At 77.6% G+C, this 22,048-nt stretch carries 19 protein-coding genes; 5 read left to right on the top strand and 14 right to left on the bottom strand.

Annotated elements, in window-relative coordinates; translation table 11 throughout:
* Window positions 1-13 precede the first annotated feature (13 nt).
* The 6 genes from ACRYR7_RS05365 to ACRYR7_RS05340 all read right to left on the bottom strand — a co-directional run bounded on the left by ACRYR7_RS05365 (window position 14) and on the right by ACRYR7_RS05340 (window position 5,141).
* Window positions 14-739, bottom strand: a complete 726-nt coding sequence (locus ACRYR7_RS05365; RefSeq protein WP_432571040.1) for an SDR family oxidoreductase — start codon at window positions 737-739, stop codon at window positions 14-16.
* Between the two features lie 125 nt (window positions 740-864).
* A complete protein-coding gene (locus ACRYR7_RS05360) occupies window positions 865-1,419 on the bottom strand; it encodes a YbhB/YbcL family Raf kinase inhibitor-like protein (RefSeq protein ID WP_432571039.1) in 555 nt (184 codons plus the stop codon).
* A 165-nt stretch (window positions 1,420-1,584) separates the two neighbouring features.
* Window positions 1,585-2,655, bottom strand: coding sequence for an alcohol dehydrogenase catalytic domain-containing protein (locus ACRYR7_RS05355; RefSeq protein ID WP_432571038.1), 1,071 nt, complete (start codon window positions 2,653-2,655; stop codon window positions 1,585-1,587).
* An 82-nt stretch (window positions 2,656-2,737) separates the two neighbouring features.
* A complete protein-coding gene (locus ACRYR7_RS05350) occupies window positions 2,738-3,544 on the bottom strand; it encodes an aldo/keto reductase (protein ID WP_432571049.1) in 807 nt (268 codons plus the stop codon).
* Between the two features lie 116 nt (window positions 3,545-3,660).
* The gene (locus ACRYR7_RS05345; protein ID WP_432571037.1) at window positions 3,661-4,845 is read right to left on the bottom strand and encodes an MFS transporter; all 1,185 of its coding nucleotides are present in this window, start codon (window positions 4,843-4,845) and stop codon (window positions 3,661-3,663) included.
* A 158-nt stretch (window positions 4,846-5,003) separates the two neighbouring features.
* Entirely contained in the window at window positions 5,004-5,141 is a 138-nt protein-coding gene (locus ACRYR7_RS05340) for a hypothetical protein (protein WP_432571036.1), read from the bottom strand.
* A gap of 246 nt (window positions 5,142-5,387) precedes the next feature.
* Here ACRYR7_RS05340 and ACRYR7_RS05335 point away from each other — a divergent pair, with 246 nt between their 5' ends.
* Together ACRYR7_RS05335 and ACRYR7_RS05330 are read left to right on the top strand one after the other, a co-directional pair.
* The gene (locus ACRYR7_RS05335; RefSeq protein ID WP_432571035.1) at window positions 5,388-6,152 is read left to right on the top strand and encodes an ABC transporter ATP-binding protein; all 765 of its coding nucleotides are present in this window, start codon (window positions 5,388-5,390) and stop codon (window positions 6,150-6,152) included.
* Window positions 6,149-7,513: an FtsX-like permease family protein gene (locus tag ACRYR7_RS05330; RefSeq protein WP_432571034.1), complete on the top strand. Its 1,365-nt coding sequence runs from the start codon at window positions 6,149-6,151 to the stop codon at window positions 7,511-7,513. The genes ACRYR7_RS05335 and ACRYR7_RS05330 overlap by 4 nt, the downstream gene beginning before the upstream one ends.
* Here the strand turns inward: ACRYR7_RS05330 and ACRYR7_RS05325 are convergent.
* Window positions 7,510-9,393 (bottom strand): hypothetical protein, encoded by a 1,884-nt coding sequence (locus ACRYR7_RS05325; protein ID WP_432571033.1) that lies wholly within the window; start codon window positions 9,391-9,393, stop codon window positions 7,510-7,512. The genes ACRYR7_RS05330 and ACRYR7_RS05325 overlap by 4 nt on opposite strands.
* A 217-nt stretch (window positions 9,394-9,610) precedes the next feature.
* Here ACRYR7_RS05325 and ACRYR7_RS05320 point away from each other — a divergent pair, with 217 nt between their 5' ends.
* Window positions 9,611-10,537 carry an MBL fold metallo-hydrolase gene (locus ACRYR7_RS05320; protein ID WP_432571032.1) on the top strand — a complete coding sequence of 309 codons (927 nt, stop codon included), beginning with the start codon at window positions 9,611-9,613 and terminating at the stop codon, window positions 10,535-10,537.
* 45 nt (window positions 10,538-10,582) lie between these two features.
* Complete coding sequence (locus ACRYR7_RS05315; protein ID WP_432571031.1) at window positions 10,583-15,088, top strand: SpoIIE family protein phosphatase; 4,506 nt, start codon at window positions 10,583-10,585, stop codon at window positions 15,086-15,088.
* 76 nt (window positions 15,089-15,164) lie between these two features.
* Here ACRYR7_RS05315 and ACRYR7_RS05310 read toward each other — a convergent pair whose 3' ends face one another.
* The 7 genes from ACRYR7_RS05310 to ACRYR7_RS05280 form a co-directional block, all read right to left on the bottom strand.
* Window positions 15,165-15,884 carry a hypothetical protein gene (locus tag ACRYR7_RS05310; RefSeq protein ID WP_432571030.1) on the bottom strand — a complete coding sequence of 240 codons (720 nt, stop codon included), beginning with the start codon at window positions 15,882-15,884 and terminating at the stop codon, window positions 15,165-15,167.
* Window positions 15,885-15,933: 49 nt separating this feature from the next.
* Window positions 15,934-16,824, bottom strand: coding sequence for an alpha/beta fold hydrolase (locus ACRYR7_RS05305; RefSeq protein ID WP_432571029.1), 891 nt, complete (start codon window positions 16,822-16,824; stop codon window positions 15,934-15,936).
* A gap of 237 nt (window positions 16,825-17,061) precedes the next feature.
* Window positions 17,062-18,087, bottom strand: a complete 1,026-nt coding sequence (locus tag ACRYR7_RS05300) for an SLAC1 family transporter (RefSeq protein WP_432571028.1) — start codon at window positions 18,085-18,087, stop codon at window positions 17,062-17,064.
* A 130-nt stretch (window positions 18,088-18,217) separates the two neighbouring features.
* Window positions 18,218-19,219 carry an alpha/beta hydrolase gene (locus tag ACRYR7_RS05295; RefSeq protein WP_432571027.1) on the bottom strand — a complete coding sequence of 334 codons (1,002 nt, stop codon included), beginning with the start codon at window positions 19,217-19,219 and terminating at the stop codon, window positions 18,218-18,220.
* A 61-nt stretch (window positions 19,220-19,280) separates the two neighbouring features.
* A complete protein-coding gene (locus ACRYR7_RS05290) occupies window positions 19,281-20,018 on the bottom strand; it encodes an alpha/beta fold hydrolase (protein WP_432571026.1) in 738 nt (245 codons plus the stop codon).
* A 119-nt stretch (window positions 20,019-20,137) separates the two neighbouring features.
* Complete coding sequence (locus tag ACRYR7_RS05285) at window positions 20,138-20,524, bottom strand: cupin domain-containing protein (RefSeq protein WP_432571025.1); 387 nt, start codon at window positions 20,522-20,524, stop codon at window positions 20,138-20,140.
* An 86-nt stretch (window positions 20,525-20,610) separates the two neighbouring features.
* Entirely contained in the window at window positions 20,611-20,901 is a 291-nt protein-coding gene (locus tag ACRYR7_RS05280; RefSeq protein ID WP_432571024.1) for a putative quinol monooxygenase, read from the bottom strand.
* 144 nt (window positions 20,902-21,045) lie between these two features.
* Between ACRYR7_RS05280 and ACRYR7_RS05275 the strand changes: the two genes are divergently transcribed.
* Window positions 21,046-21,981, top strand: a complete 936-nt coding sequence (locus ACRYR7_RS05275) for a LysR family transcriptional regulator (protein ID WP_432571023.1) — start codon at window positions 21,046-21,048, stop codon at window positions 21,979-21,981.
* The last annotated feature ends 67 nt before the right edge of the window (window positions 21,982-22,048 follow it).

Genomic DNA, 22,048 nt, shown 5'->3' with positions numbered 1-22,048 from the left:
GCTGCCGGGCGGGTCAGGCGAAGCGGGCGCCGCCGTCGACGTGCAGCGTCGCGGCGGTCAGGAACGGGTTGGTCATGGCGAACAGCACCGCTGCGGCCAGGTCCTCGGGGGTCCCGGTGCGCCGTGCGGGGTTCGCAGCGGCGGCGCTGCGCAGGAAGGCCTCCTTGCGCTCGCCGAGGCCGTCCCAGGAGCCGGAGTCCACCACGCCCGGGGAGATGGCGTTGACCCGCACGGGGGCCAGTTCCACCGCCAGCGCCTGGGCGAGGAAGGCGACAGCGCCGTTGGCGGTGGCCATCGCCACCCGTTCCGCGGCCGGGCGCCAGGCGATGAAACCGGAGAACAGCGTGAGCGAGGTGGTGATGCGCAGCCGCCCGGCCAGCAGGGCCGGCCCGAACACCTTGGCGTCGAAGGCGCGCACGAGCGAGGCGTGGTCGAGGCGGTCCAGCGCGACGTTGGCCGGTGCCGCGGCGAGGTTCACGACGTGGTCCACGACGCCCAGGCGCCCGGCCAGCGCGGTGATGGAGGCCTCGTCGGCCAGGTCGACCTGCTCGCCGGTGGCGCCGGCCGCCTGCGCGGCCGCCGCGACCTTGTCCGGGGAGCGCCCCGCCACCACGACGCGGGCGCCGGCGCGGGCGCTGCGGCGGGCGGTGGCGACGGCGATGCCGCCGGTGCCCAGGACGAGGACGGAGGTCCCGGAGAGCTGTCCGGGGAACTGCTCGGGGAGTTGTTCGCTGGTCACGACCGGCTCAACGTCCCGCTGCGCCGCCCGCGTCCCGCTCTGCGATGGAGCTTCCCTGGCAGACCCATCGACTCCGCTCATGCCTCCGCCCGCACCTCCGGTCGCACTTCCGCTCGCACCTCCGATCACGGCACAGCCGGCGCCTCGTACCAGGGCGCGATGACCGCGCGGGCCAGGGTGTGCCCGGACAGGGTGAACATGAGCAGCGCCGGCGTCGCCTCGGGGTCGACGCCGACGTGCTCGACGTCCAGGGCGTGCACGGCGGTGAAGTAGCGGTGCGGGCCGTGCCCGGGCGGCGGGGCCGCTCCCAGGTAGCGCGCCAGGCGGGCGTCGTTCTTCAGCTGCAGCGCCCCGGCGGGCAGCCGGGCACCGGTGCCGTCACCGGCCCCGGTGGGCAGCGAGGTGGTCGTGACGGGCAGGTCCGCCAGGGCCCAGTGCCAGAACCCGCTGCCGGTGGGGGCCGACGGGTCGTAGACGGTGACGGCGAAGCTGCGGGTGCCGGCCGGGAACCCGCTCCACGACAGCTGCGGGCTGGTGTCGGTGCCGCCGGCGCCGAAGATGCCCGACAGCTGCGGCAGCGCCAGGGGTGCGCCGTCGGCGACGTCGGTGCTGGTCAGGTGGAAGGAGGGGACCCGCGCGATGGCCGCGTAGGGGTCAGGCAGGACGGTCGTGCTGGTCATGGTCGCTCCAGGGCTCGAGGAGTGGCGGGGGAGAGGCGGGTGCCCGGTGTCCCGGCAGGCCGCGCGGTGCCGGCTCGGTGGCCCCGAGCGCGGCCCGAGCGGGCTGCGGGACGCGGTGACGGGACGTGCCGGGGAAGGCGCCCGGGGCGGTGCTGGGGGGCGGTGTCAGGGGACGAGGACGATGCGGAAGCGCGCCTGGTTGGACATCATCCGCTCGTAGGCCGCGGGCGCCTGCTCCAGCGGGACCTGCTCGACCATCGCCCGCACCCCGGTGAGCGCGGCGAAGGCCAGGGTGTCCTCGACGTCGGTCGCGGTGCCGGACGGGTGCCCGGACACGCTCTTCGCCGGGGTGATCAGCTGCAGCGGGCTGACCGGCATCGGTTCCGGCTCGACACCGATGACGAGCAGTTCCCCCCGATCGCCCAGGCCGTCCAGGGCGGCGACCATCGCGGCGGAACTGGCCGCGGTGGCCAGCGCCGCCCGCGGTGCACCCAGCCGGCGCAGCGCGGCGGGCACGTCCTCGGCGGTGGAGTCGACGTACTCGTGGGCACCCAGGTCCAGCGCCAGCTGCCGCTTGGCCTCGCCGCGGGCGACGACCACCACCCGCAGGCCCATCGCGGCGGCGAACTGCACGCCGAGGTGGCCCAGCCCGCCCAGGCCGATGACGGCGACGGTGTCACCGGCCCGCAGACCGCTGCGGCGCAGCGCGTTGAACGTCGTCACCCCGGCGCAGGCCAGGGGCGCGGCCTCCACGGCGGTGAGCCCGTCGGGGATGCGGGCCAGGGCGTTGGCGGGCACCAGGATCGCCTCGGCGTAGCCGCCGGGGTAGGCGACACCGGGGATCTGGGTGTTCTCGCAGTGCAGGAACGCACCCCGCCGGCACGGGTCGCACCAACCGCAGTGCCCGCCGTACCAGCCGACCGCCACGCGGTCACCGACCTGCCAGGGGCGCACGTCCTCGCCGACGGCCTCGATGCGGCCGGCGATCTCGTGGCCGGGCACCAGCGGGAAGGGGCCGGTGCCGAAGGCTCCGGTGAGGACCTTGGAGTCGGTGTGGCACACCCCGCTGGCCTCGATGCTCAGGCGCACCTGACCCCGTCCCGGTGCCGGCACCTGCCGCTCGAGCAGGACCAGCGGGGCGCCGGGGGCGGCGGACTGCGCGGAACGCGCGGTCCGGGGTGCAGCACCGGCAGCGAGGTCAGCGGTGGCGCCGGGGGTGGTGCTGGCGGTGGTCACGGGGTTCTCCTGAAGTGCCGGGGCGAGTGCCGGGATGGGTGTCGGGGCGAGCGTCGGGTGGGGAGCTGGATCGAGCGCCGGGTCACGCGAGGCGGTCGAGCCGCGCCAGGACGGCGGGATCGAGGTCGACGGCCGCTGCGGCGAGGTTCTCCTTCAGGTGCGCCACCGAGGAGGTGCCGGGGATCGGCAGCACGACGGGGGAGCGGTGCAGCAACCAGGCCAGCGCCACCTGCGAGGGCGCGAGCCCCAGCGCGCTCGCGAGCCGGGCCAGCGGGCCGCCCGGGTCGCTGAGCTGCCCGGTGGCCAGCGGGAACCAGGGGATGAAGCCGATCCCGCGCCGCTCGGCCACCCGCAGCAGCTGCTCGGCGGAGCGCTCGGCGAGGTTGTACAGGTTCTGCACCGTGGCGATCGGCGCGATCGCGGCGGCGGCGTCCAGCTCGGCGACGCCGACCTCGCTCAACCCCAGGTGGCGGACCTTCCCCTCCTGCCGCAGGTCCGCCAGCGTGCCGACCTGGTCCGCCAGCGCCACGCGGGGGTCGATGCGGTGCAGCTGCAGCAGGTCGATGCGCTCCACCCCCAGGCGCCGCAGGCTGGCCTCGACGGCGGCGCGCAGGTGAGCCGGCCGGCCATCGGTCGACCAGCGTCCCGGGCCGGGTCGGGTGAAGCCCACCTTCGTGGCCACGACGAGGCCGTCGTAGGGGTGCAGCGCGTCGCGCAGGAGCTCCTCGGCGACACCGGGCCCGTAGGAGTCGGCGGTGTCGAAGAGCGTGACGCCGAGGTCGGCGGCGCGGCGCAGCACCCGCAGGGCGCCCTCGCGGTCGCGGGAGGGGCCCCACACGCCCGGGCCGGGCAGCTGCATCGTGCCGTAGCCGAGGCGGTGCACCGCCATGTCGCCGCCGATGCGGAAGGTGCCGGCGGTGGCGGCCGGCGCGGCGGCCGGTTGGCGGGTCGGTTGGCGGGTCGGTTCGTCGGTCGTGGTCACGGGAACTCCTGTTCGTCGGGATCTCAGGGGCGCGCCGGCCGGCGCGCCAGGGACAGCGCGGCCAGCGCCGCGAGGACGACGACGGCGACGGCGTACTCGCGGGTCGTGGTCAGCAACCCGCCTCCGTGGACGGTGAGGACCCCGGCGAGCACCGCCGGCAACCCCAGCCCGAGGTAGGCGGCCACGTACACCGCGGACAGCACCCCGGCGCGCTCGTGGGGTTCGGCCTGCGGCAGCACCAGGCGGATCCCGCCCTGGAACCCCGCGCCGAAGCCCGCGCCCGCGACGGCGGTGCCGGTGAAGAGGACCGCCGCCGACGCCAGCGGCAGTGCGAGCAGGGTCAGGCCCATCCCCGCCGCGAGGGCGAGCACCGCGACGACGACGCTGGTGCGCGCCGCCACCGGGCGCAGCAGCACCACGACGACCGCGGCCACGGCCGTCTGCACGAACAGCGCGGAGGACCCCGCGATCGGGGAGTCCCAGCCGAGCACGGTCCGCACGAGCGCCGGGGCCAGCGAACCGTAGAACCCCGCCAGCGCCCACACCGCGAACACCACCGGCGCCGCCACCGCGAACGGTGCCCGGGAACGGGGCGGCAGCGCGATCCTCGGCGCCAGCGAGGCCAGCGCCGCCGCCCGAGCGCCCTCACCGGGGCGGGCCGTCTCCGGTGCCAGCGCGACCGCTGCGGCCTGCAGCACGTACACCACCAGCAGCACCACGTACACCAGGTGCGTGGGCCAGGGCAGGAACTCCACGACCAGCGCCGACAGCACCGCGCCGGTGGCGGTGCCGACCGGTGGCGCCACCGAGTTCGCCACCGCCCCCCGGCGCCGGTCCAGGTCCAGTGCCAGCGCCCCGGCCGCCCCCACCGCCGCGCCCGTCGAGAGGCCCTGCAGCACCCGGGCCGCGAGCAGCTCCGCGACGCCGGGGGCGGTGGCCAGCACGATCATCGCGACGACCTGCACGCCCAGGGCCGCCAGCAGCACCGGGCGGCGTCCGACGTGGTCGGACAACCGGCCCAGCACCAGCAGCGAGGTCAGCACGGCCAGGGCGTACACGCCGAACACGACGGTCGTCGTCAGCGGCGAGAAGCCCCACTGCCGCTCGTACGTGGCGTACAGCGGGGTCGGCGCGCTGGAGGAAGCCAGCACGGTCACGGTGATCGAGGCGGCCAGCAGCAGGCGGGCGGTGGCGGAGCGTGCGGGCACGGCGGTCTCCTTCCGGCAGGGGGTGGGCGGTCCCCACCGGCAGAGGGGGGCGTCGCCACCGCGAACCTAGGAGCCGCCGCCGGACGCGGGCATCAGCACGATGACCACTCCCCGACCCGCCGGGTGCTGCGCGGCCCCTCCTGGACCGGCGGAGGAGATCAGCGAGGGAGCCACACCCGGTTGGGCCGCTCGTACAGCGGGACGAAACCCGCCCGCAGCAGGTTGTGCAGCGAGGGGTTGCGCGTCCCGGGCGCCTCCCGGCACGTCTCGGCGGAGATCCACAGGGCGGCGCGCACCGGTGCCGGCGCCTACCCGACGGAGCGGTGCAGCACAGCGGCTTCGGCCCGCCCGGCGCTCCCGCCCCCGCCATCGTCGCGACGGGGCAGGAGGACCGTCATCGGCAGGACGACCAGCGCGCCGCGGTGCGGACCGGCCCGCTGCCCGGGCCCAGTGGTTCTACCGATGCCGGGCCCGCGGGCGCGCCCGTAGCGTCCACGACCATGAGCACCCCGGGGACACCACCCCCACCCCGCACCCCACCGGTGAGCGGGCCGCGTCCCGGCGCTCCCGCCACGACCTCGCCGCTGCTGAGCGCCCGCGACCTCGTGAAGACCTACCGGGGCGCCGACGGGCGGCCCGCACCGGTGCTGCGCGGCATCTCCCTGGAGGTCGCCGCCGGGGAGCTGGTGGCGGTCGTCGGCCCCAGCGGGTCCGGCAAGTCGACGCTGCTGCACTGCCTGTCCGGTCTGGAACGCCCGACGTCGGGTTCGGTGCGCATCGCCGGCACCGACCTCACCGCTCTCTCCCGCGGTGCCCTGGCGAGGGTGCGCCGCGAGCGGGTCGGCTTCGTCTTCCAGGCCTACAACCTCATCTCCTCCCTCACCGCCTGGGACAACGTCGCGCTGCCCGCCCGGCTGGCCCGCCGCGCCGTGCGCGAGGAGGACGTCGAGCGGGCGCTGGCCCACGTGGGGTTGTCCGGCCGGGCCCGCGCCAAGCCGGCGGCCCTGTCCGGCGGGCAGCAGCAGCGGGTGGCCGTCGCCCGCGCGCTGGCCGTCGAGCGCGACCTCGTCTTCGCCGACGAGCCCACCGGCGCCCTGGACACCACCTCCGGCGCGCAGGTGCTGGCGCTGCTGCGCGCGGCCGCCTCCGGTGCGCGCTCGGTCGTCCTGGTCACCCACGACCTGCAGGCCGCGGCGCTGGCCGACCGGGTCCTCGTGCTGCGCGACGGGCTGTTGCACGCCGAGCTGCGCGGGGCCAGCGCCGCGGACCTGCTGGAGGCCGTGGCCACCGCCGCGGTGCGCGGGTGAGCGGGCGCGGACGGCTGGGCCCGCTCACCCGCCTCGTCGTCGCCGACGTCGTCGCCGACCCCCGCACCTGGGCCGGTGCCGGGGCCGTGGCCGCCACCGCCGCCGCCGTCGGGACACCGGTGGCGGCCCTGCTCGTCACCGCCGGCCGCGTCGGCGGCACGCCGGCGCTGGCCCTGTACGCGCTCAGCGGTACCGTCCTGGCCTTCACGCTCGTGGCGGCGGTGGCCGTGCTGGGCTCCGTGGCGGGCCTGGTGGTCGGGCTGCAGCGGCGCTCGCACGCCCTGTGGCAGCTCGTCGGGCTGGGCCCGGGCGCGGTGCGCGCGATCGTCCTCGCCCAGCTGCTGCTCGTGGGCGCGGCCGGCGCCGTGCTCGGGGTGCTGCTGTCCCGCCCGCTGGTGCCCGCCGCCGGCCGCTGGCTGCTGGCCGGCACCAGCGGGCTGGAGGGTGTGCGGCTGCAGGCCGGCGGCAGCGGCTGGGTGGTGGCCGCCGTCCTGCTCGTCGTCCTGCTCGGCGGCCGGCGCAGCGCTGCCCTCGCCGCCCGCGCCGACCCCGTGGAGCTGGCGCGCACGCCCGACCCGCCGCAGCCGCGCCCCGGGCCGCTGCGCTGGGTGCTCGCGCTCGTGCTGGCGCTGGCGGCCGCCTCCGTCACCGCGAGCCTGGGCGGGCGCCGCAGCGCCGAGGAGCTGGCGGCCGCGCAGACGGGGCTGCTGCTGCTGGCGCCGCTGAGCGCGGGCGTCCTGCTCGCCCTCGGCCCGCTCGTCGTCGTCCCGGTGCTGCGCGCGTGGACGGCGCTGGTGCCCGCACGCCTGTCGGTCTCCTGGCACCTGGCCCGCGCCGCGGTCCTGCACGGCTCCGGGCGCAGCGGCGCCGTCACCGCCCCCCTCGTGCTCGCGGTCGCCCTCACCGGCGGCCTGTACGCGGCCGGCGGCACCGTGCGGGCCGCCCTGTCGGCCCTGGGCGTGGCCGCTCCCGCGCTCTCGGCCCGGGCGGCGGTCCTGCTGCTGGGCGGGCCGCTGCTGCTGGCCGCCGTCGGCGCCGCCGCGACGGTCTTCACGGCCGGGCGCCTGCGCGAGGGGGAGGTCGCCCTGCTGCTGGCCGCCGGCGCTCCCCGCGCCACCGTGCTGCTCGCCGCGGTCTGGGAGGCGCTGGTCCACGTCGTCACCGCCACCCTGCTCGGCCTGCTCGGCGTGCTGGTGACCGCGGCGGTGGCGACCTGGACGGTGGCGGCCGCGGCACCGGGCACCGCGCCCGCGACGGGGCTGCCCGCCGCGGCGGCCACCGCCGCGGCGGCGCTGGTGCTGCTGCTGGTGGCGACCGTGCTGCCCGCGCTGGCCGCGCTGCGGCACGGCCCGGGGCGCTAGGCCAGCGCCTGCGCGCGCTCGGCCCACGGCAGCGCGCCCGCCGCCCGGAACAGCTCGGCGGCCGCGCCGGCCCGCTGCGCCGCCTCGCCGCCCCGCCCGCGCCCGGCCAGCCACCGGGCGTGCGCGAGCAGCGCGCGGCCCAGCTCCAGCGGGGCCCCGCTCGCGCGGCCCGCCGCCACCGCCGCCCGGTGGTGGCGCTCGGCGCTGACGGGGTCCGTCACCAGCAGCGCCCGCGCCCGGTGCACCAGGCAGCGCAGGTGGTCGGAGCCGAGGACCTCGGCGGCGCGGGCGGTGGGCGCCACCCGCGCCGCCACCCCGGTGGTGTCGCCGGCGGCGACGGCGGCCTCGACGAGGTCCGCGAGCGCCCAGTGCGCCGTCGTGGCGTGCACCGCGACCCGGTGCAGCGGCGCCAGCGCCTCGGCGGGGCGGTCGTCGGCCAGCGCCAGCAGCCCCACCGCCCACGCGCCGCGCGCCCGGCCCAGCCGGCACGGCGGCTCGTCCCGCACGAGCTCGCGGGCCCACCGCACCACCTCCTCGCCCTCGTCCCGCGAGCCCAGCCAGGCGTGCGCGCGGGCAGCGCCGGCTGCGGCCAGCCCGGCCAGCAGCGGCAGCTCCAGGGCGGTGGCGGTCCGGATGCCCACCTGCGCGTCCGCGAGGCCGTCGGCCGGCCGGCCCGCGCCGATGAGCGAGCCGGCCCGGCCTGCCAGCGCCAGGCACTCCTCGCCCACCGACCCGCCCTCGTGGAAGGCGCGCACCCCGGTGTCCCAGGCGGCAGCGGCCGTGCGCAGGTCCTGCGCCGCCTCGGCGGCGAAGGCGGCCGCCGGCAGCACCACCGGGTGCACGGCGGCCAGCGCGGGCACGACGTCCGCCAGGGCGGCGCGCTCGCGGGCGGGTACGGCGGCCGGCTCCAGCAGCACCCGGCCGACCGAGCGCAGCACCCGCTCCAGCGGCCCCTCGCCCGCCGCGCCCGCGTCCAGCGCCGCGCGCACCCGCTCGGCCGCGCCCGCCCGCACCGGGAACGCCCACACCCGCGTCGCCGCCGCCAGCAGCACCCGCAGCCCGTCCGCGTGCCGGTCGTCCGCGTCCGGGTCGTCCCCGGCGCCCACCGCCAGGCCCGCGTCCACCATGTCGTCGACCGAGTGCCCGGCCGTGACGCCCGTGGAGTACGCCAGCACCCACTCGGTGATCGTCAGCTCGCGCACCACGGCCGGGTCCACGGCCACCCGGAACCCCTCGCGCAGCGCCTGCACCGCCTGCCCGGTCAGCCCGCCCTCGCGGGCGTGCTCCGCGGCCCGCGCCAGCCGGCGCGCCCGGGAGCCGTCGTGCCCGGACAGCGCCGCGGCCCGGCGCAGCGCCGTGACCGCCTCGGCCCGGGCACCGCGCCGCGCCTCGCGCAGCGCGACCGCCTCCAGCGCGTCGGCCACGGCGTCGTCGGGCCCGTCGCCGCGACCGGCCAGGGCCGCGGCGCGGTGCCAGGCGGCGCGCGCCGCGTCGGTGCAGGCGTCCGCCAGCGCGGTGTGCACCGCCACCAACTCCGCGGCGGCGGCCTCGCGCTCGAGGGCGGTGACCACCAGGGCGTGCCGGAAGCGCACCCGGCCGTGCTCGACCCGCACCAGCCCGCCGGCCGCGGCCGGTCGCAGGTCGTCCGTGGACAGGCCCAGCCGCCGGGCGGCGGCCAGCAGCTCCGGCGCGGGCGAGGAGGCTCCCGCGGCGGCCAGCAGCAGCGCCCGGCGGGTCGGCGCCGGCAGCGCGGCCAGCTGTCCGGCCACCAGCGCCACCAGGGCGCCGGCGCCGGTGCCGGTGCCGGTGGCCGGTCCGCTCACCGTTGCGTGCGCCGGGACCTCGAGGGGTCTCGCCTGCACCGGGTCCTGCTCGGGCATCCGTGCTCCTCAGCTCGCCCGACGCGCTCGGGCGGGCACGCCGAGCGTGCCCGCCCGCGGCCCGCGCGGGCATCAGCACGATGACTGCGCCCCCGCCCGGCGCTGTCCCGGCGCGGACGGCGGCCACGGGGCGGCGGCACGCCGGCGGCGGGGCCGGGGGGCACCTGAGTCGTTCGACGGATTCCGCGAGCGCCCGCGGCGCCTAGCGTCCGCTGCCGTGACCACCACCTCCACCACCCCCGCCGGCGGGTTGCGGGTCAGCGTCCACGTTGCCCCGTACAAGAGGGTCGCGAACCCCGCGCCCGGCTGGGACCCGGCGCGGCTCGCGACCTGGCCGGCCACCACGAGCACCCTCGTGGCCGGGCGGCGCGAGGCCGTCCTCGTCGACGGCCTGGTCACCGATGCCGAGTCGCGGGAGCTGGCCGACTGGGTGCTGGCCAGCGGCGCGCGGCTGACGCGCGTCTACGTCACCCACGGCCACGGCGACCACTTCCTCGGCCTAGCGGGGCTGCTGGCCGCCAGCCCCGGCGCCGACCTCGTCTGCCTGCCGCAGGTGGCGCCCGAGGCCGCCGGCCAGCTGGGCGCGGAGGGGATGGCCGTCTGGAACGGGCTCTTCCCCGGGCAGCTGCCAGCGCGGCTGGCGCAGCCGGTGCCGCTGACCGGGCCGCTGGAGGTCGAGGGCCGCCCGCTGCACGTCCTCGACGTCGGCCGCAGCGACACCAGCCCCACGACCGTCGTGCACGTGCCCGACGCCGACGTCGTGCTCTCCGGCGACGTCGCCTACGACGGCATCCACCCCTGGCTGGTGGGTTCCGACGCCGCCGGGCGGCGCGAGTGGCTGACCGCGCTGGACGCCGTCGAGCGGCTGGGCGCGCGCCGGGTGCTCGCCGGCCACCGCGATCCGGGCGCCCCCGACGACGACGCGGCCCGCGTGCTCGACGAGACGCGCCAGTACCTCGTCGACTACGAGCAGGCGCTGGCCGCCAGCGACAGCGCCGACGAGCTCGTCGCCCGCGTCGACGCCCGCCACGGCAACCGCGGCAACCCCTACACGCTCTTCCTCTCCGCCACCTCGGCGTTCGCGGCGGGGGCACCGGCCCCGCAGGGCGAGCCCTCCGCAGCGGCGGGGGTCTCCGGCCGGTGAGGGCGGGCGAGGTGCACCACGAGCGGTCGACCCCGGGAGGAACCCATGAGCGCCGTCGATGATCGCCCCCGGACCGCTGCCGCGCTCGTGCGGCAGGGCGTGCGGCAGGGCGTGCGGCAGGGCGTGCGGGTGGCCGCGACCGCGCTCGCCGCGTCCCCGCCCCCGACCACGGGGGCACTGCACGGCGCACCACCCGCCGGCGCACCACCCGCCGGCGCGGGCCCGGCCGGCGCGACCCCGGCCGGCGCGACCCCGGCCGGCGCGACCCCGGCCGGCGCGACCCCGGCCGGCGCGACCCCGGCCGGCGCGACCCCGGGCCGGGTGCGCGTGGGCGCCGGGGACGTGCTCGGGCGCGATGCCGAGCTGCGGCACCTGCGCCGGCGGCTGGTGGACTCCCGGGCGGGCGGCGTGGCCGTCGTCGTCGAGGGCGAGGCCGGCATCGGCAAGAGCACCCTCGTGGCGCAACTGGAGGCCGCCGCGGGTCCCGGCCCGCTGCGGGTGCTGCGCTGCACGGGCGTGGAGGCCGGCGCCGGCAGCGGCTTCGCCGGGCTGCACGAGCTGCTGCACCCCCTGCTGCGGGACGCGCAGGCGTTGCCGGTGCGGCAGCGCTCGGCGCTGCTGACCGCCTTCGGCCAGGAGGACGGACCCGCACCGGACCGCCTGCTCGTCGGGCTGGCCGCCCTCGGGCTGCTGGAGGAGGCGGCCGCGCTGTGCCCGCTGCTCGTGCTCGTCGAGGACCTGCAGTGGCTCGACGCGGCCAGCGCCGACGTCGTCGCCTTCGTGGCGCGCCGGCTGACGACCACCCCCGTGCTGCTGCTCGCCACCGCGCGCACCAGCAGCGCCCGGCCCGTCCCGTGGCGGGCGGCGCCCTGGGAGCGCCTGGAGCTGCTCCCGCTGCAGCCGGCCGACGCGGCCGCGCTGCTGGACGCCACGGCCGGCGGGCTGCGCCCCGCCGCCCGCGCCCGCGTGCTGCACGAGGCCGGGGGCAACCCCCTGGCGCTGCGCGAACTGGGCGCCGCCCTGGCCGGCATCGCCTCCGTGCCGCCGCCCGGGCAGGGCCTGCCGACGACCCAGCGCCTGGAGCGCGCCTTCCTGGCCGAGGTGGACCGGCTGCCGGCGGGGACCCGCCGGCTGCTGCTGCTGGCCGCGGCCGAGGGCGGGGAGATCCCGCTGCCCCGGCTGGCCGCGGCCAGCGGGGTCCCCGAGCAGGCGCTCGACGACCTCGACGCCGCCGAGCGCGCCGACCTCGTCACCGTGCGCGGCGACCTCGTCCGCTTCCGCCACCCCCTCGTGCGCTCGGCCGTCTACGGTGGCGCCACGCTGCCCGAGCGGGCCGCGGCGCACCGGGCGCTGGCCGCCGTGGCCACCGACGCCGGTCGGGCCGCCTGGCACCGCGCCGCCGGCACCCACGTCGCCGACGAGGAGGTCGCGGCCTCCCTGGAGGCCAGCGCGCACCGCGCCGTGCAGCGGGGGGCGCCCGAGGAGGCGTTCGCGGCGCTGGAGCGCGCGGCGGCGCTGAGCCCGCGGCTTCCCGCCCGCGTGCGCCGGCTGGCCGCCGCCGCCGAGGTCGCCCGGCGCGCCGGGCTGGCCGCCGACGCGGCCCGCACGGTGCGGGCGGCCGCGCCGCTGGCCGAGGACCCCGTCGTGGTCACCCGGCTCGCCACCACGGCCAGCGCGCTGGCCGTCGTGCACGGCAGCGACAACCGCGGGCCGGTGGACCTGGTGCGCGGCCTGGTCGAGCTCGCCGACCGGCTCGGCGGCCCCGACGGCGCGGGCGCGCCCGCCGAGCGGGTGTCCCTGCTCTTCCGCGCCGCGGTGCAGGCCTCCGGCTTCGGGCTGGACGAGCGCGAGCGCCGCCCCGTCGAGCAGGCGCTCACCGCCCTCGACGTCCTCCCGGGCCACCCGCTGCGGGACGTGGCGCTGGCCGCGCTGGACCCGCACCGGCACGCCCACCGGGTCCGCGGGCGCTTCCCGAGCCTGGCCGCGGGTGCCGCGCAGCACCAGCCGGACGCCGTCGCCCACGTCGCGCACGTGGCCGAGGCCGTCCACGACCTCGAGGGCGCGCACGAGGTGTGGGACTGCGCCGTGCGCGGCTCCCACGAGGCCGGTGCCCTCTCCGACGAGGCGCACGCCCTGCTGGGGCGCGGGTGCCTGCGCGTGGTCACCGGCCACCTCGAGGAGGCCGTCGCGGACCTGCAGCTGAGCCTGCGGATCGCCGTGGAGAGCGACCAGATGCTGATGGCCGGCTACGGCGAGGCCGCGCTGGCCCGCGCCCACGCCTGGCGCGGGGAGCACGGGCAGGCCCTGGCCGCCTGCGCGCGCTCCGCGGAGGCCACCGGTCCCGAGCCGTTCGCCATCACCGTCGCCTCGCGCCGCTGGGCGGCCGGCCTCGTCGCCCTCGCCGAGCAGCGCCCCGTCGACGCCTGGGCGCAGCTGCGGGGCGTGGACGTGCACCCGCCCACCGCCGCCCTGGCCCTGGGCGACCTCGTGGAGGCCGCGGTGCGCGCCGGGCGGGCCGAGGAGGTCACCGCCGCGGTGGCCGCGGTGGAGCGCAGCGCGCAGCTGCTGCACGCCCCGCACCTGCAGGCGCTGGTGCACCGCTCCCGCGCGCTGCTGAGCGCCGAGGCCGGTGACGTCGACGGAGTGCAGACGGCCTTCGAGGCGGCCGCCAGGGTCGGCGCGTCGGGCCCCTCGCGCCTGGAGCTGGCCCGCACGCAGCTGCTGCACGGGGAGTGGCTGCGCCGGCAGCGGCGCATCGTCGACGCCCGCGAGCCGCTGGCCGCCGCGCTGGCGGCGTTCGAGTCGGCCGGTGCGCGCATCCTGGCCGAGCGCGCGGGCGCGGAGCTGCGCGCCGCCGGGGTCGTGCCCGCCGGCGCGGCGCGCACCGGCCGCGAGGACCCCGCCCTGCTGCTGACCCCGCAGGAGCTGCAGATCGCCCGGCTGGCCGCCAGCGGCATGACCAACAAGGAGATCGCCGACAAGATCTACCTCTCCCACCGCACCGTCGCCGCGCACCTGTACAAGGTGTTCCCCAAGCTGGGCATCACCCACCGCACGCAGCTGCGCGACGCCATCGAGGCCCCGGCCGTGGCGGTGGAGCGCCCCGGCGCACCCGCACCCGCACCCGCGCCCGAACCGTCGGGAGCGCCCGCGGTCCCCGGCGGCGCGGTCCCTGGCAGCGTCGTCCCTGGCAGCGTCGTCCCTGGCAGCGCCGTCCCTGGCAGCGCCGTCCCCGGCACCGGGGTCGTCGCCGTCCCGGCTGCTCCGGCCGCCCCGGCCGCCCCGGCAGTCTTCCGCCCGCCGCTGCTCGCCCGCTTCGCCGAGGCGGTCGTGACCGCCGTCAGCGTCGACGAGGTGGCCGCCGCGGCCGCGCGGCAGCTCGTCGACGAGCTGGAACCCGCGCTCGTCAGCGTCGTGCTGCGCGGTCCGCGCCCGCGGGTGGTGCGGCACTGGTCGGTGCGCGGCGGCGGCCTCGACGTCGACGCCCACGGCTGGCGCACGGCCTCGCTCGCGCAGGAGTCGCCCTCGCTGGACCCGGCCCGGCGCGGGCGCGGCGACTTCCACGAGGACCTCGGCACCTTCAGCACCGGGTGCGCGATCGTGCAGGGCGTGGTCCGCGCGGCGGGGCTGCGCGCCCTGGCGGACGTGCCGCTGACGGTCTCCGGGCAGGTCACCGGTTTCCTCCTGATCGGCTGGGACGCCGAGCGGGAACTGCCGGCGCAGCTGCGCCGGACGCTGGAGGAGTTCGCGGCCGGGTGCGCGCAGACGCTGGAGCGCTGCCTGTCCGCCGCCCGGGGGCGCTCGCTGCTGCGCTCCCTGCAGGCGGTCGTGCCCGGGGAGCTGACCTCGACGCCGCACGTGCAGCTGGCCGGCCGGCGCCAGGCCGCCGGCCCGGGCCCGCAGGGCGGGGCCGGCGGGGACGTCGGCGGCGACTGGTACGACGCGTTCGCCGCCGACGACGGCTCCACGGTGCTCGTCGTCGGTGACGTCACCGGCCACGGCCCGGCGGTCGCCGCCGCGGCCGCGCTGCTGCGGGGCGTGCTGGCCAGCCACGCCCTCGAGGACCTCCCGGCGCAGGCGCTGACCCGGCTGGACCGCGCGGTGGAGCGCCTCGACCTGCCCGCCGGCGCCACCGGGGTGGTGCTGCGGCTGGCGCCGGCGCCCTCCGGCGGCTACCGGCTGCGCTGGTCCAACGCCGGCCACCCCGCGCCGCTGGTGCTGCTGCCCGACGGGCGGGTGCTGCCGCTGGTGAGCGCTCCGGAACTGCCGGTGGGCGTGGACCCGCGGGCCGCGCGCCGCGACCACGAGCAGGAGGTGCCGGCCGGTTCGACGCTGCTGCTGGTCACCGACGGGCTGCTGGAGACGCGCTCGCAGGACGTCGGCGGCGGGCTGGAGCGGCTGCGCGCCGACCTGGCCGGCCAGGCGCACCTGCCGCCGCAGGCGCTGGTGGACAGGTTGCTGGAGCGCGTCGCCGGCGAGACCAGCGACGACGACGTGACCGTGCTGGCCGCCCGGCTGGGTGCCGCCGTCCCCGCGGGCGCGCCCGCCTGAGCGCACGACGGCACCTGCCCGCGGCGAGGCCGCGGGCAGGTGCCGTGCTCCGGGTGGCTCCTCGGCAGCGCCGACCTCAGGCGACGGTGACGTCCGTCAGCTCGATGGAGACCAGCAGCGGTTCGGGCAGGGCGTGGCCGTCCTCACCGCGCACGAAGATGCGCCGGGAGGTGGGCACGACGATGCCACCGACCTCCCGGTGCCCCGAGAGGTAGTGCGCGGCGGGGGAGCCGCCCATGACGTCCACCTGGTAGTCCCGGCGCCGCACCAGGCCGTCGTCGTCGACGTGCACGACCTGCTCGCGGCTCATGGTGACGATCTCCTCGGGGAAGCGCACCTGCAGGCGCTGCCAGGTCTGCCCCCGCTCGGACCAGGGGCCGATCTCCTCCACCTCGACGCCGGGGCGGGTGAAGACGTACGGCTCGGTCAGGTACGTCCACATGGCGTGCCCGCAGAAGAACCCCAGCTGCAAGTGCGTCCAGGGCGTCTCGACGCCGTGCCCGGCGAAGGAGGCCACGGGGTTCTCGAGGGCCTCCACGACCTCCCCGGCGTCGGTCTCCACGGCCACCCGCGAACCGGTGAACGTGACGTGCCGGTCGGGGGCGGTGAAGGGGCTCAGGACGGCCTCCTCGCGCTGCACCCGCACGGTGATCTCGCCCTCGTCGACGATGCCCGGCACCTGCTTGAGGTCCCACAGGCCGCCGCCGAACACGCGGTGGGCCGAGATGGTCTCCACCTCCCGCCAGCGGTCCACGCCGCCGTAGGCCTTCAGCACCTTCTCGAGCAGGTGGCTCATCGTTCCTCCAGGGGTTGTCGCGGTCGTCGGGGTCCTGCGTGTGCAGGTTTCAGCGGCCGAGGAAGGCGCGCACGTGCTCGCCGAACAGTCGCGGGTACTGGTCGAGGAAGCCGTGGCCGGCATCGGGGTACAGGCGCAGTTGCGCCCCCGGGATGCGCTCGGCCAGCAGCAGGCTGTTGCGGCTGTCCATCATCGTGTCGTCGTCGCCGTTGGCGACGAGGGTGGGCTGGCGGATCGCGGACAGCCGCTCCAGCTTCGAGGACTCCGGGATCCCCCACGTCATCAGCGCGGTGTACTGGGCGTCGCGGGTGGCCAGGTCGGTCGGCTCGTCGCGGTCCTGCCAGCGGGCGGAGGTGCGGGCCAGGTGCTCCCAGCCGGCGCGGGTGCTCTCGGTGGACCCGCTGAAGAACAGGGCGATGAAGTCCTCCGAGGTGGTGACGTCCGCGGTGGCCAGGGCGTGGACGTCGTCGCTCCACGGGTGCAGGTTCGGCGCGCCCTGCGGAGCGGTGCCGCCCAGCACGAGCCGGCGCACCAGGCGCGGGTGCCGCAGCGCGAGCTCCTGCGCGACGTGCCCGCCCAGGGAGAACCCCAGGACGTCCACGTGCTCCAGCCCGAGCGCGGTCGCGAAGGCGGCGGTGTCGGTGGCGGTGGCGGTCACGTCGTCGCGGGTGGCGCCGGTGGAGGCGCCCACCCCGCGCTGGTCGACCGTGATGACCTCGCGGTCGGCGGCCAGGACGTCGAGCAGGATCGGGTCCCAGAAGTCGAGGTTGCCGCGGAAGTGCTGCAGCAGCAGCAGCGGCGGCAGCGTCGCGGACGGTGTCCCGAAGCGGCGGTGGGCGAAGGTGTCGCCGCCCACCTGCACGAACCGGTTGGGGGCGGCGGCCGCGCCGGTGGGCCCGGCGTGGTCCTCGGTGGTGGGACGTTCAGAGGTGGTGGTCATCGTCGGGCTCCTGTGGTCCGGGTTGCCGGGTGAGGGTTCTAGGTGGGCTTTCGGGTGCGCCACGAGCCTGGGCCACGGGCGGCCCGGAGCCCATCGTTCGGATGACCACGCCGGCAGGGGGTTCAGCACCGGCTGGTCGCTGCACGAGGTTGAAGTCCTGGGTGAGGACGCCGTCGGGGCTCAGCGCTGCTCCAGCGCGCGCAGGCGCTGCGAGGGTGGGTTCGGGCGACGCGGTCCTCAGCTGGGGAGGGGGACCCGGGCGAAGTACCGGCCCCGGGTCAGGGCGAGGGCGGTGCGGGCGATCAGCGCCGCGTAGCCCAGGGTCAGCACGACCAGCACGGCGACGATCCAGCCGGTGGCGCCGGCGGGTGCGGTCAGGTGCAGCCAGGTGACGGCGGTGGTGGCCAGCGCCGCGTAGGAGAAGCTGAAGGACCAGAAACCCGGCCCGAAGCTGGAGCGCAGGTACAGCGGCACCAGCCGCAGCTGCACCAGCGCCATGAAGACCCCGTACCCGGCGAGCAGGACCACGACGAGGTCGGAGCGGCCGCCGTTGAGGGCGAACCAGGCGTTGCTGGCGACGACGGGTGGGGCCACCTCGATGGCCATGGTCGGCAGCAGCGGCGCAGGCAGCGCCGGCTGCGTCATCAGCCGCACGAGCAGGATCGAGCCGAGCACCAGCCAGGAGATCGCGCCGTAGCCGAACGCGACGAGCCCGGCCTCGTGCCAGCCGACCTTCGCCAGCGACTGCGCGGCGATCAGACCGCCGGCGACGCTGGGCAGGAAGTAGCCCGGGTGCCAGCGCTGCAGCGGCCCGGGGGAGCTGATCCAGCCCCCGGTCAGGTGCGCGCCGAGCAGCACGGTGCCGACGACGCCGACCGCGACGACGACCTGCCCGAAGGTGCGCTGGTAGCCGAACACCCACGCCCCCAGAAGCATCACGGGCACGAACCCCAGCGCGGTGAACGGCCCGAGGACGGGGTCGGCGACGTCGGAGGCGAGCCGGTGGTGCGCGAGCGCGTCGGCGAGGTAGGCGACGGCGATCACGACGTGGGCCAGGGCCGCGGCCACCCACAGCGCGGTCGCGGGCCAGGTCGGCAGGTCGGTCGCCGCCGCTGCAGCGGTCCACGCCGCCGCCAGGCCCGTGAGGCCGAAGGAGGTGCCGAAGAGGTTGGGGGTCAGGCGCACGCGGGTGGCGGCCACCGGGTCGGCGGGTGCAGCGGGTGCGGGCACGGGTGCGGGCACGATCGGGTCTGTGGCGGTCACGATCCTCGCGGTCCTTCCTGGGGCTTCCTGGGCTTGCGTCGCGGTGGGTCACCACCGGGTCGGCGCGTCCCCCCTCCGGCGCGCGCCGACCCGGTGGTGCGGTGGTGGAGCGGTGCTCGGACCGCGGTCGTCAGGACGCGGCGGGGGGCGCCGCGGGGGGCGCCGCGGGGGGCGTGGCGGTGCCCAGCGCCCGGCGCAGGAAGTCGACGGCCTGGTCGATCGCGCCCTCGGCGGCGTTGGTGGCCCGCAGCGGGTTCAGACCTACGAAGTCGTGGATGATCCCCTGGTAGCGCGTCGCGGTGACGGGGACGCCGGCGCGGCGCAGCTTGTTCGCGTACGCCTCGCCCTCGTCGCGCAGCACGTCGGCCTGCCCGACGATGACCAGGGCGGGGGGCAGGCCCGCGAGCTGCTCGATCGTGGCCTTGAGCGGGGAGGCGTAGGGCTCGGCGCGCTGGGCGGGGTCGGTGGTGTACTGGTCCCAGAACCACTGCATGCCCTCGCGGTACAGGAAGTACCCCTCGGCGAACTCGTGGGAGCTGGGGGTGTCGAAGTCGGCGTCGGTGACGGGGTAGAACATCACCTGCGCCAGCAGCGGGACCCCGCCGCGCTCCTTGGCCATGAGGGCGAGCACGGCGGTCATGTTGCCGCCGACGGAGTCGCCGGCGGCGGCGATGCGGGTGGTGTCCAGACCGTGCTCGGCGCCGTTCTTGGCCACCCACTGCGCGACGGTGAAGACCTGCTCGATGGCAGTGGGGTACTTCGCCTCCGGAGCCAGGGAGTAGTCGGTGAAGACGACGGCCGCGCCGGTGCCGACGGCGATCTCGCGCACGAGGCGGTCGTGGGTGTCCTTGCCGCCGTAGACCCAGCCCAGGCCGTGGGTGTAGATGATCACCGGCAGTGCCCCGGTGGCCCCGGCGGGGCGGGTGATGCGGATCGGGACGGACCCGGTGGGGCCGCCGGGGACCTCCAGGTCCTCCTGGTCCACCGGCAGCAGGTCCGGGTAGTTCGACTGCAGCTGGGTGGCGATCTCACGGCCCTGCTGGGGGGTGAGCTGGAAGAGGAACGGCGGCGTGGAGTTCGCCTCGACGAACGCTTGCGCGGCGGGTTCCAGCACGATCTCGATCTCGGGCACGGGGTCCTCCTGGGTCGGGGTGGCAGTTCGGTTCGGGGGTTGTGAGCCGGGCTGGCGGGTCTCAGGCGGGGACGGGCACCTGGCCGGCGGTGGCGACGGCCTCGGCGATCACCGCCGCGACCACCTCCGGCTGGGAGACGGCCAGCGCGTGGGAGGCGCCGGCGACCTCGCGGACGACGGCCGCGCCGGCGCGCTCGGCCATGAAGCGGTGCGCCGCCACGGGGATGTTGCGGTCCGCGTCGCCGAAGACGAACCACGAGGGCAGCGCGTTCCACGGGGCGCTCCGCACCGCCAGCGGCTCAGCGAGCGCCGCCTGCGTCACCGGCCGCTGGGTGAGCGCCATGACGGTGGCCTGCCCGGCGGGGACGTCGGCGGCGAACTGCTGGTGGAAGGCGTCCGGCGCGATGCGGAACTCGTCGCCGCCGGAGGCGACGGGGTAGGTCTGCAGGGTGTCGCCGAGGGTGCTGCCCGGGAAGCGGCCGGACAGCTGCAGCGCCGACTCGCCCGGCTGCGGGGCGAAGCCCGCGACGTAGACCAGGCCCACGACGGCCTCCTCGTCCTCCGCCGCCGCGGTGATGACCGCGCCGCCGTAGGAGTGGCCGACGAGCAGCACCGGGCCGCCCACGGAGGCCACGACGTCGCGGACGTAGCGCGCGTCCCCGGCGAGGCTGCGCAGCGGGTTCGCCGCGGCCAGCACCTGCAGCGAACGCGCCTGCAGCAGCTCGCCGACGCGGGCCCAGCTGGCGGACTCGGCGAAGGCGCCGTGCACCAGCACGACGGTAGGGGGCTGCTCGGGCATCGGTGCTCCTCGGGATCGTCCGGTGGTCGGTGCACCCCGGTCGCCCCGGGGTGCACGCCCGACCTTGCCGCCGCCGGCCCGCCGGAGGCATCAGGACAATGACTGCCCCGCCGCCGTGCTCAGGCTGCGCGCGGCACCGGCGGCGGCCCGAGGACCTCGATGCCGTAGCTCGCGGCGATCCGCGTGAGCTCCTCCGGTGCCGCTGGCACGACCCCGGTCGGCACCTCGAGGTCGTCGCCGACGACCGCGCCGGCGACGGCGGGTGAGCCCGCTCGGCGGGTGAACCGGTCGAAGCCGCCGGGGTTGTGGAGCGTGAGGAACCGCGCGGTCGAGCTGGCGACCACGAACCCGTGGACGGTGTACTTGGGCAGGAACACCGTCGACCCGGCCCGCGCGGCGTGCTGCTCGCCGTCGGCGACGAGTTCCACCTCGCCGTCGAGGACCACGAAGGTCTCGTCGGGGTCGCTGAGCGTGGGCCGCAGCCGCTGGATGCCCGGTCTGCTCATCTTCTCCTCCATCGCTGTGCGGTCGACCTCCCGGACGCTACGGACCCCCAGCCGCCCGGGCATCGGCAGGACGACCGTCCCGGCCCTCAGCCCAGCGGGGTCAGCGCACGCACGCCGATCGGCTGCGCCAACAGGCCCTCCAGCGCCGCGCCGAGTTCGGCGAAGGCGGGGCCGGCGGCGTGCTCGGCCAGAGCGGCCTCGTCGCTCCAGCGCTCCACCATGACGAAGGACCGGTCGGCGGGATCCACGTTCAGCTCGTAGCGCTCGCAGCCACGGTCCTCGGCGACGACGCGGGCGACGGCAGCGCGCAGCGCCCGCTCGACCTCCGGCTCCCGGCCGGGCAACGGGCGGATCTCGGCGACGACGGTGGTGCTCACGGGTCTCTCCTCCAGCGATCGGTGGTGCGGTCGGTGTCCTGCTGCCGTCTGCAACCGAGGTCGCCGCCCCGCTCGTCCCGGGGTGCCATGCGGGTTTCCTGGTCCTGCCATCGAAGACCCGCACCCCTCGCCTATGGTGTCCCCGTGCCGACCCTGCGCGCCCTGGAGTGCTTCGTCGCCGTCCTCGAGCACGGTTCCCTCACCGAGGCCGCCCGCCGCTTGCACACCTCTCAACCCGCTCTCTCGCACCAGCTGGCCTCCCTCGAGCGGGAACTGCGGACACCGCTGCTGCACCGCCTGCCGCGCGGGGTGTCCGCCACCAGTGCCGGACGCGCCGTGGAGCGCGACGCGCGGGCCGCGCTGGCCGCAGCCGCGGCCGTCACCCGGGTGGGGCGGGCGGTCGCCGCCGGCACGACCGGCCGGTTGCGGGTGGCGTGCGTGGAGAGCACGACAGCCCCGCTGCTCGCTCCCGTCCTCGCCGACTGGCGCGCCGAGCACCCCCGGGTCCAGCTGGAACTGGCCGAGTTCTCCAGCGCGGACGCCCTCGCCGAGCACCTGCACTCCGACGGCGCCGACCTGGGGCTGACGCCCCGGCCGACGAACTGGGTGGGCAGCACCCGCCTCGTCGGGCGTGAGGAGGTGGTCCTGGTGCTGCCTCCCGGCTCCCCGCTCGCCGAACCGGGTGCGGGGCGGACGCTCGCGGACGTGGCCGCGCACCCCGTCGTCGGGTTCAGCGCCGGCAACGGGCTGGCCGCCTGGTTGGACGGCCTCGCGGCGGCCGCGGGTGTGCGCTTCGAGATCGTCGTGCGCACCCGCAGCGCGGCGACCGCCGCGCAGCTGGCGTGCGCCGGTCTGGGCACCGCCCTGGTGCCGGTGAGCGCGCTGGGCGATACGTTCACGGGGACGGTGGTGCCGGTGCAGCCGGTGCTGGAGCGCGAACTGGTCGTCCTGATGCCCAGCGGCTCCGACGAGCTCGCGGGCGACCTCGCCCGGGCGCTGGTCGATCGGGGCGTCCCCTCTCACCTGTCACCACGTCCGGCCCCGCACTCCGAGCCGCCGGCTGAGAACTGGTCGTGCTGACCACGCACCTCGTGACAGGCCCGGACCGGCGAGGTCCGTGACGCGAGGAGGACCTCCGAGCGAGGGG

Source organism: Kineococcus gurbantunggutensis (assembly GCF_050871925.1).
GTDB lineage: Bacteria > Actinomycetota > Actinomycetes > Actinomycetales > Kineococcaceae > Kineococcus.
This window is presented reverse-complemented; position numbering and strand designations above follow the sequence as displayed.

Excerpts from the sequence above, each read along its gene's own strand:
- ACRYR7_RS05360 (WP_432571039.1), bottom strand. The coding sequence starts at position 1,419 with ATGACCAGCACGACCGTCCTGCCTGACCCCTACGCGGCCATCGCGCGG.
- ACRYR7_RS05350 (WP_432571049.1), bottom strand. The coding sequence starts at position 3,544 with ATGGCGGTGCACCGCCTCGGCTACGGCACGATGCAGCTGCCCGGCCCG.
- ACRYR7_RS05325 (WP_432571033.1), bottom strand. The coding sequence starts at position 9,393 with ATGCCCGAGCAGGACCCGGTGCAGGCGAGACCCCTCGAGGTCCCGGCG.
- ACRYR7_RS05315 (WP_432571031.1), top strand. The coding sequence starts at position 10,583 with ATGAGCGCCGTCGATGATCGCCCCCGGACCGCTGCCGCGCTCGTGCGG.
- ACRYR7_RS05310 (WP_432571030.1), bottom strand. The coding sequence starts at position 15,884 with ATGAGCCACCTGCTCGAGAAGGTGCTGAAGGCCTACGGCGGCGTGGAC.
- ACRYR7_RS05305 (WP_432571029.1), bottom strand. The coding sequence starts at position 16,824 with ATGACCACCACCTCTGAACGTCCCACCACCGAGGACCACGCCGGGCCC.
- ACRYR7_RS05290 (WP_432571026.1), bottom strand. The coding sequence starts at position 20,018 with ATGCCCGAGCAGCCCCCTACCGTCGTGCTGGTGCACGGCGCCTTCGCC.
- ACRYR7_RS05285 (WP_432571025.1), bottom strand. The coding sequence starts at position 20,524 with ATGAGCAGACCGGGCATCCAGCGGCTGCGGCCCACGCTCAGCGACCCC.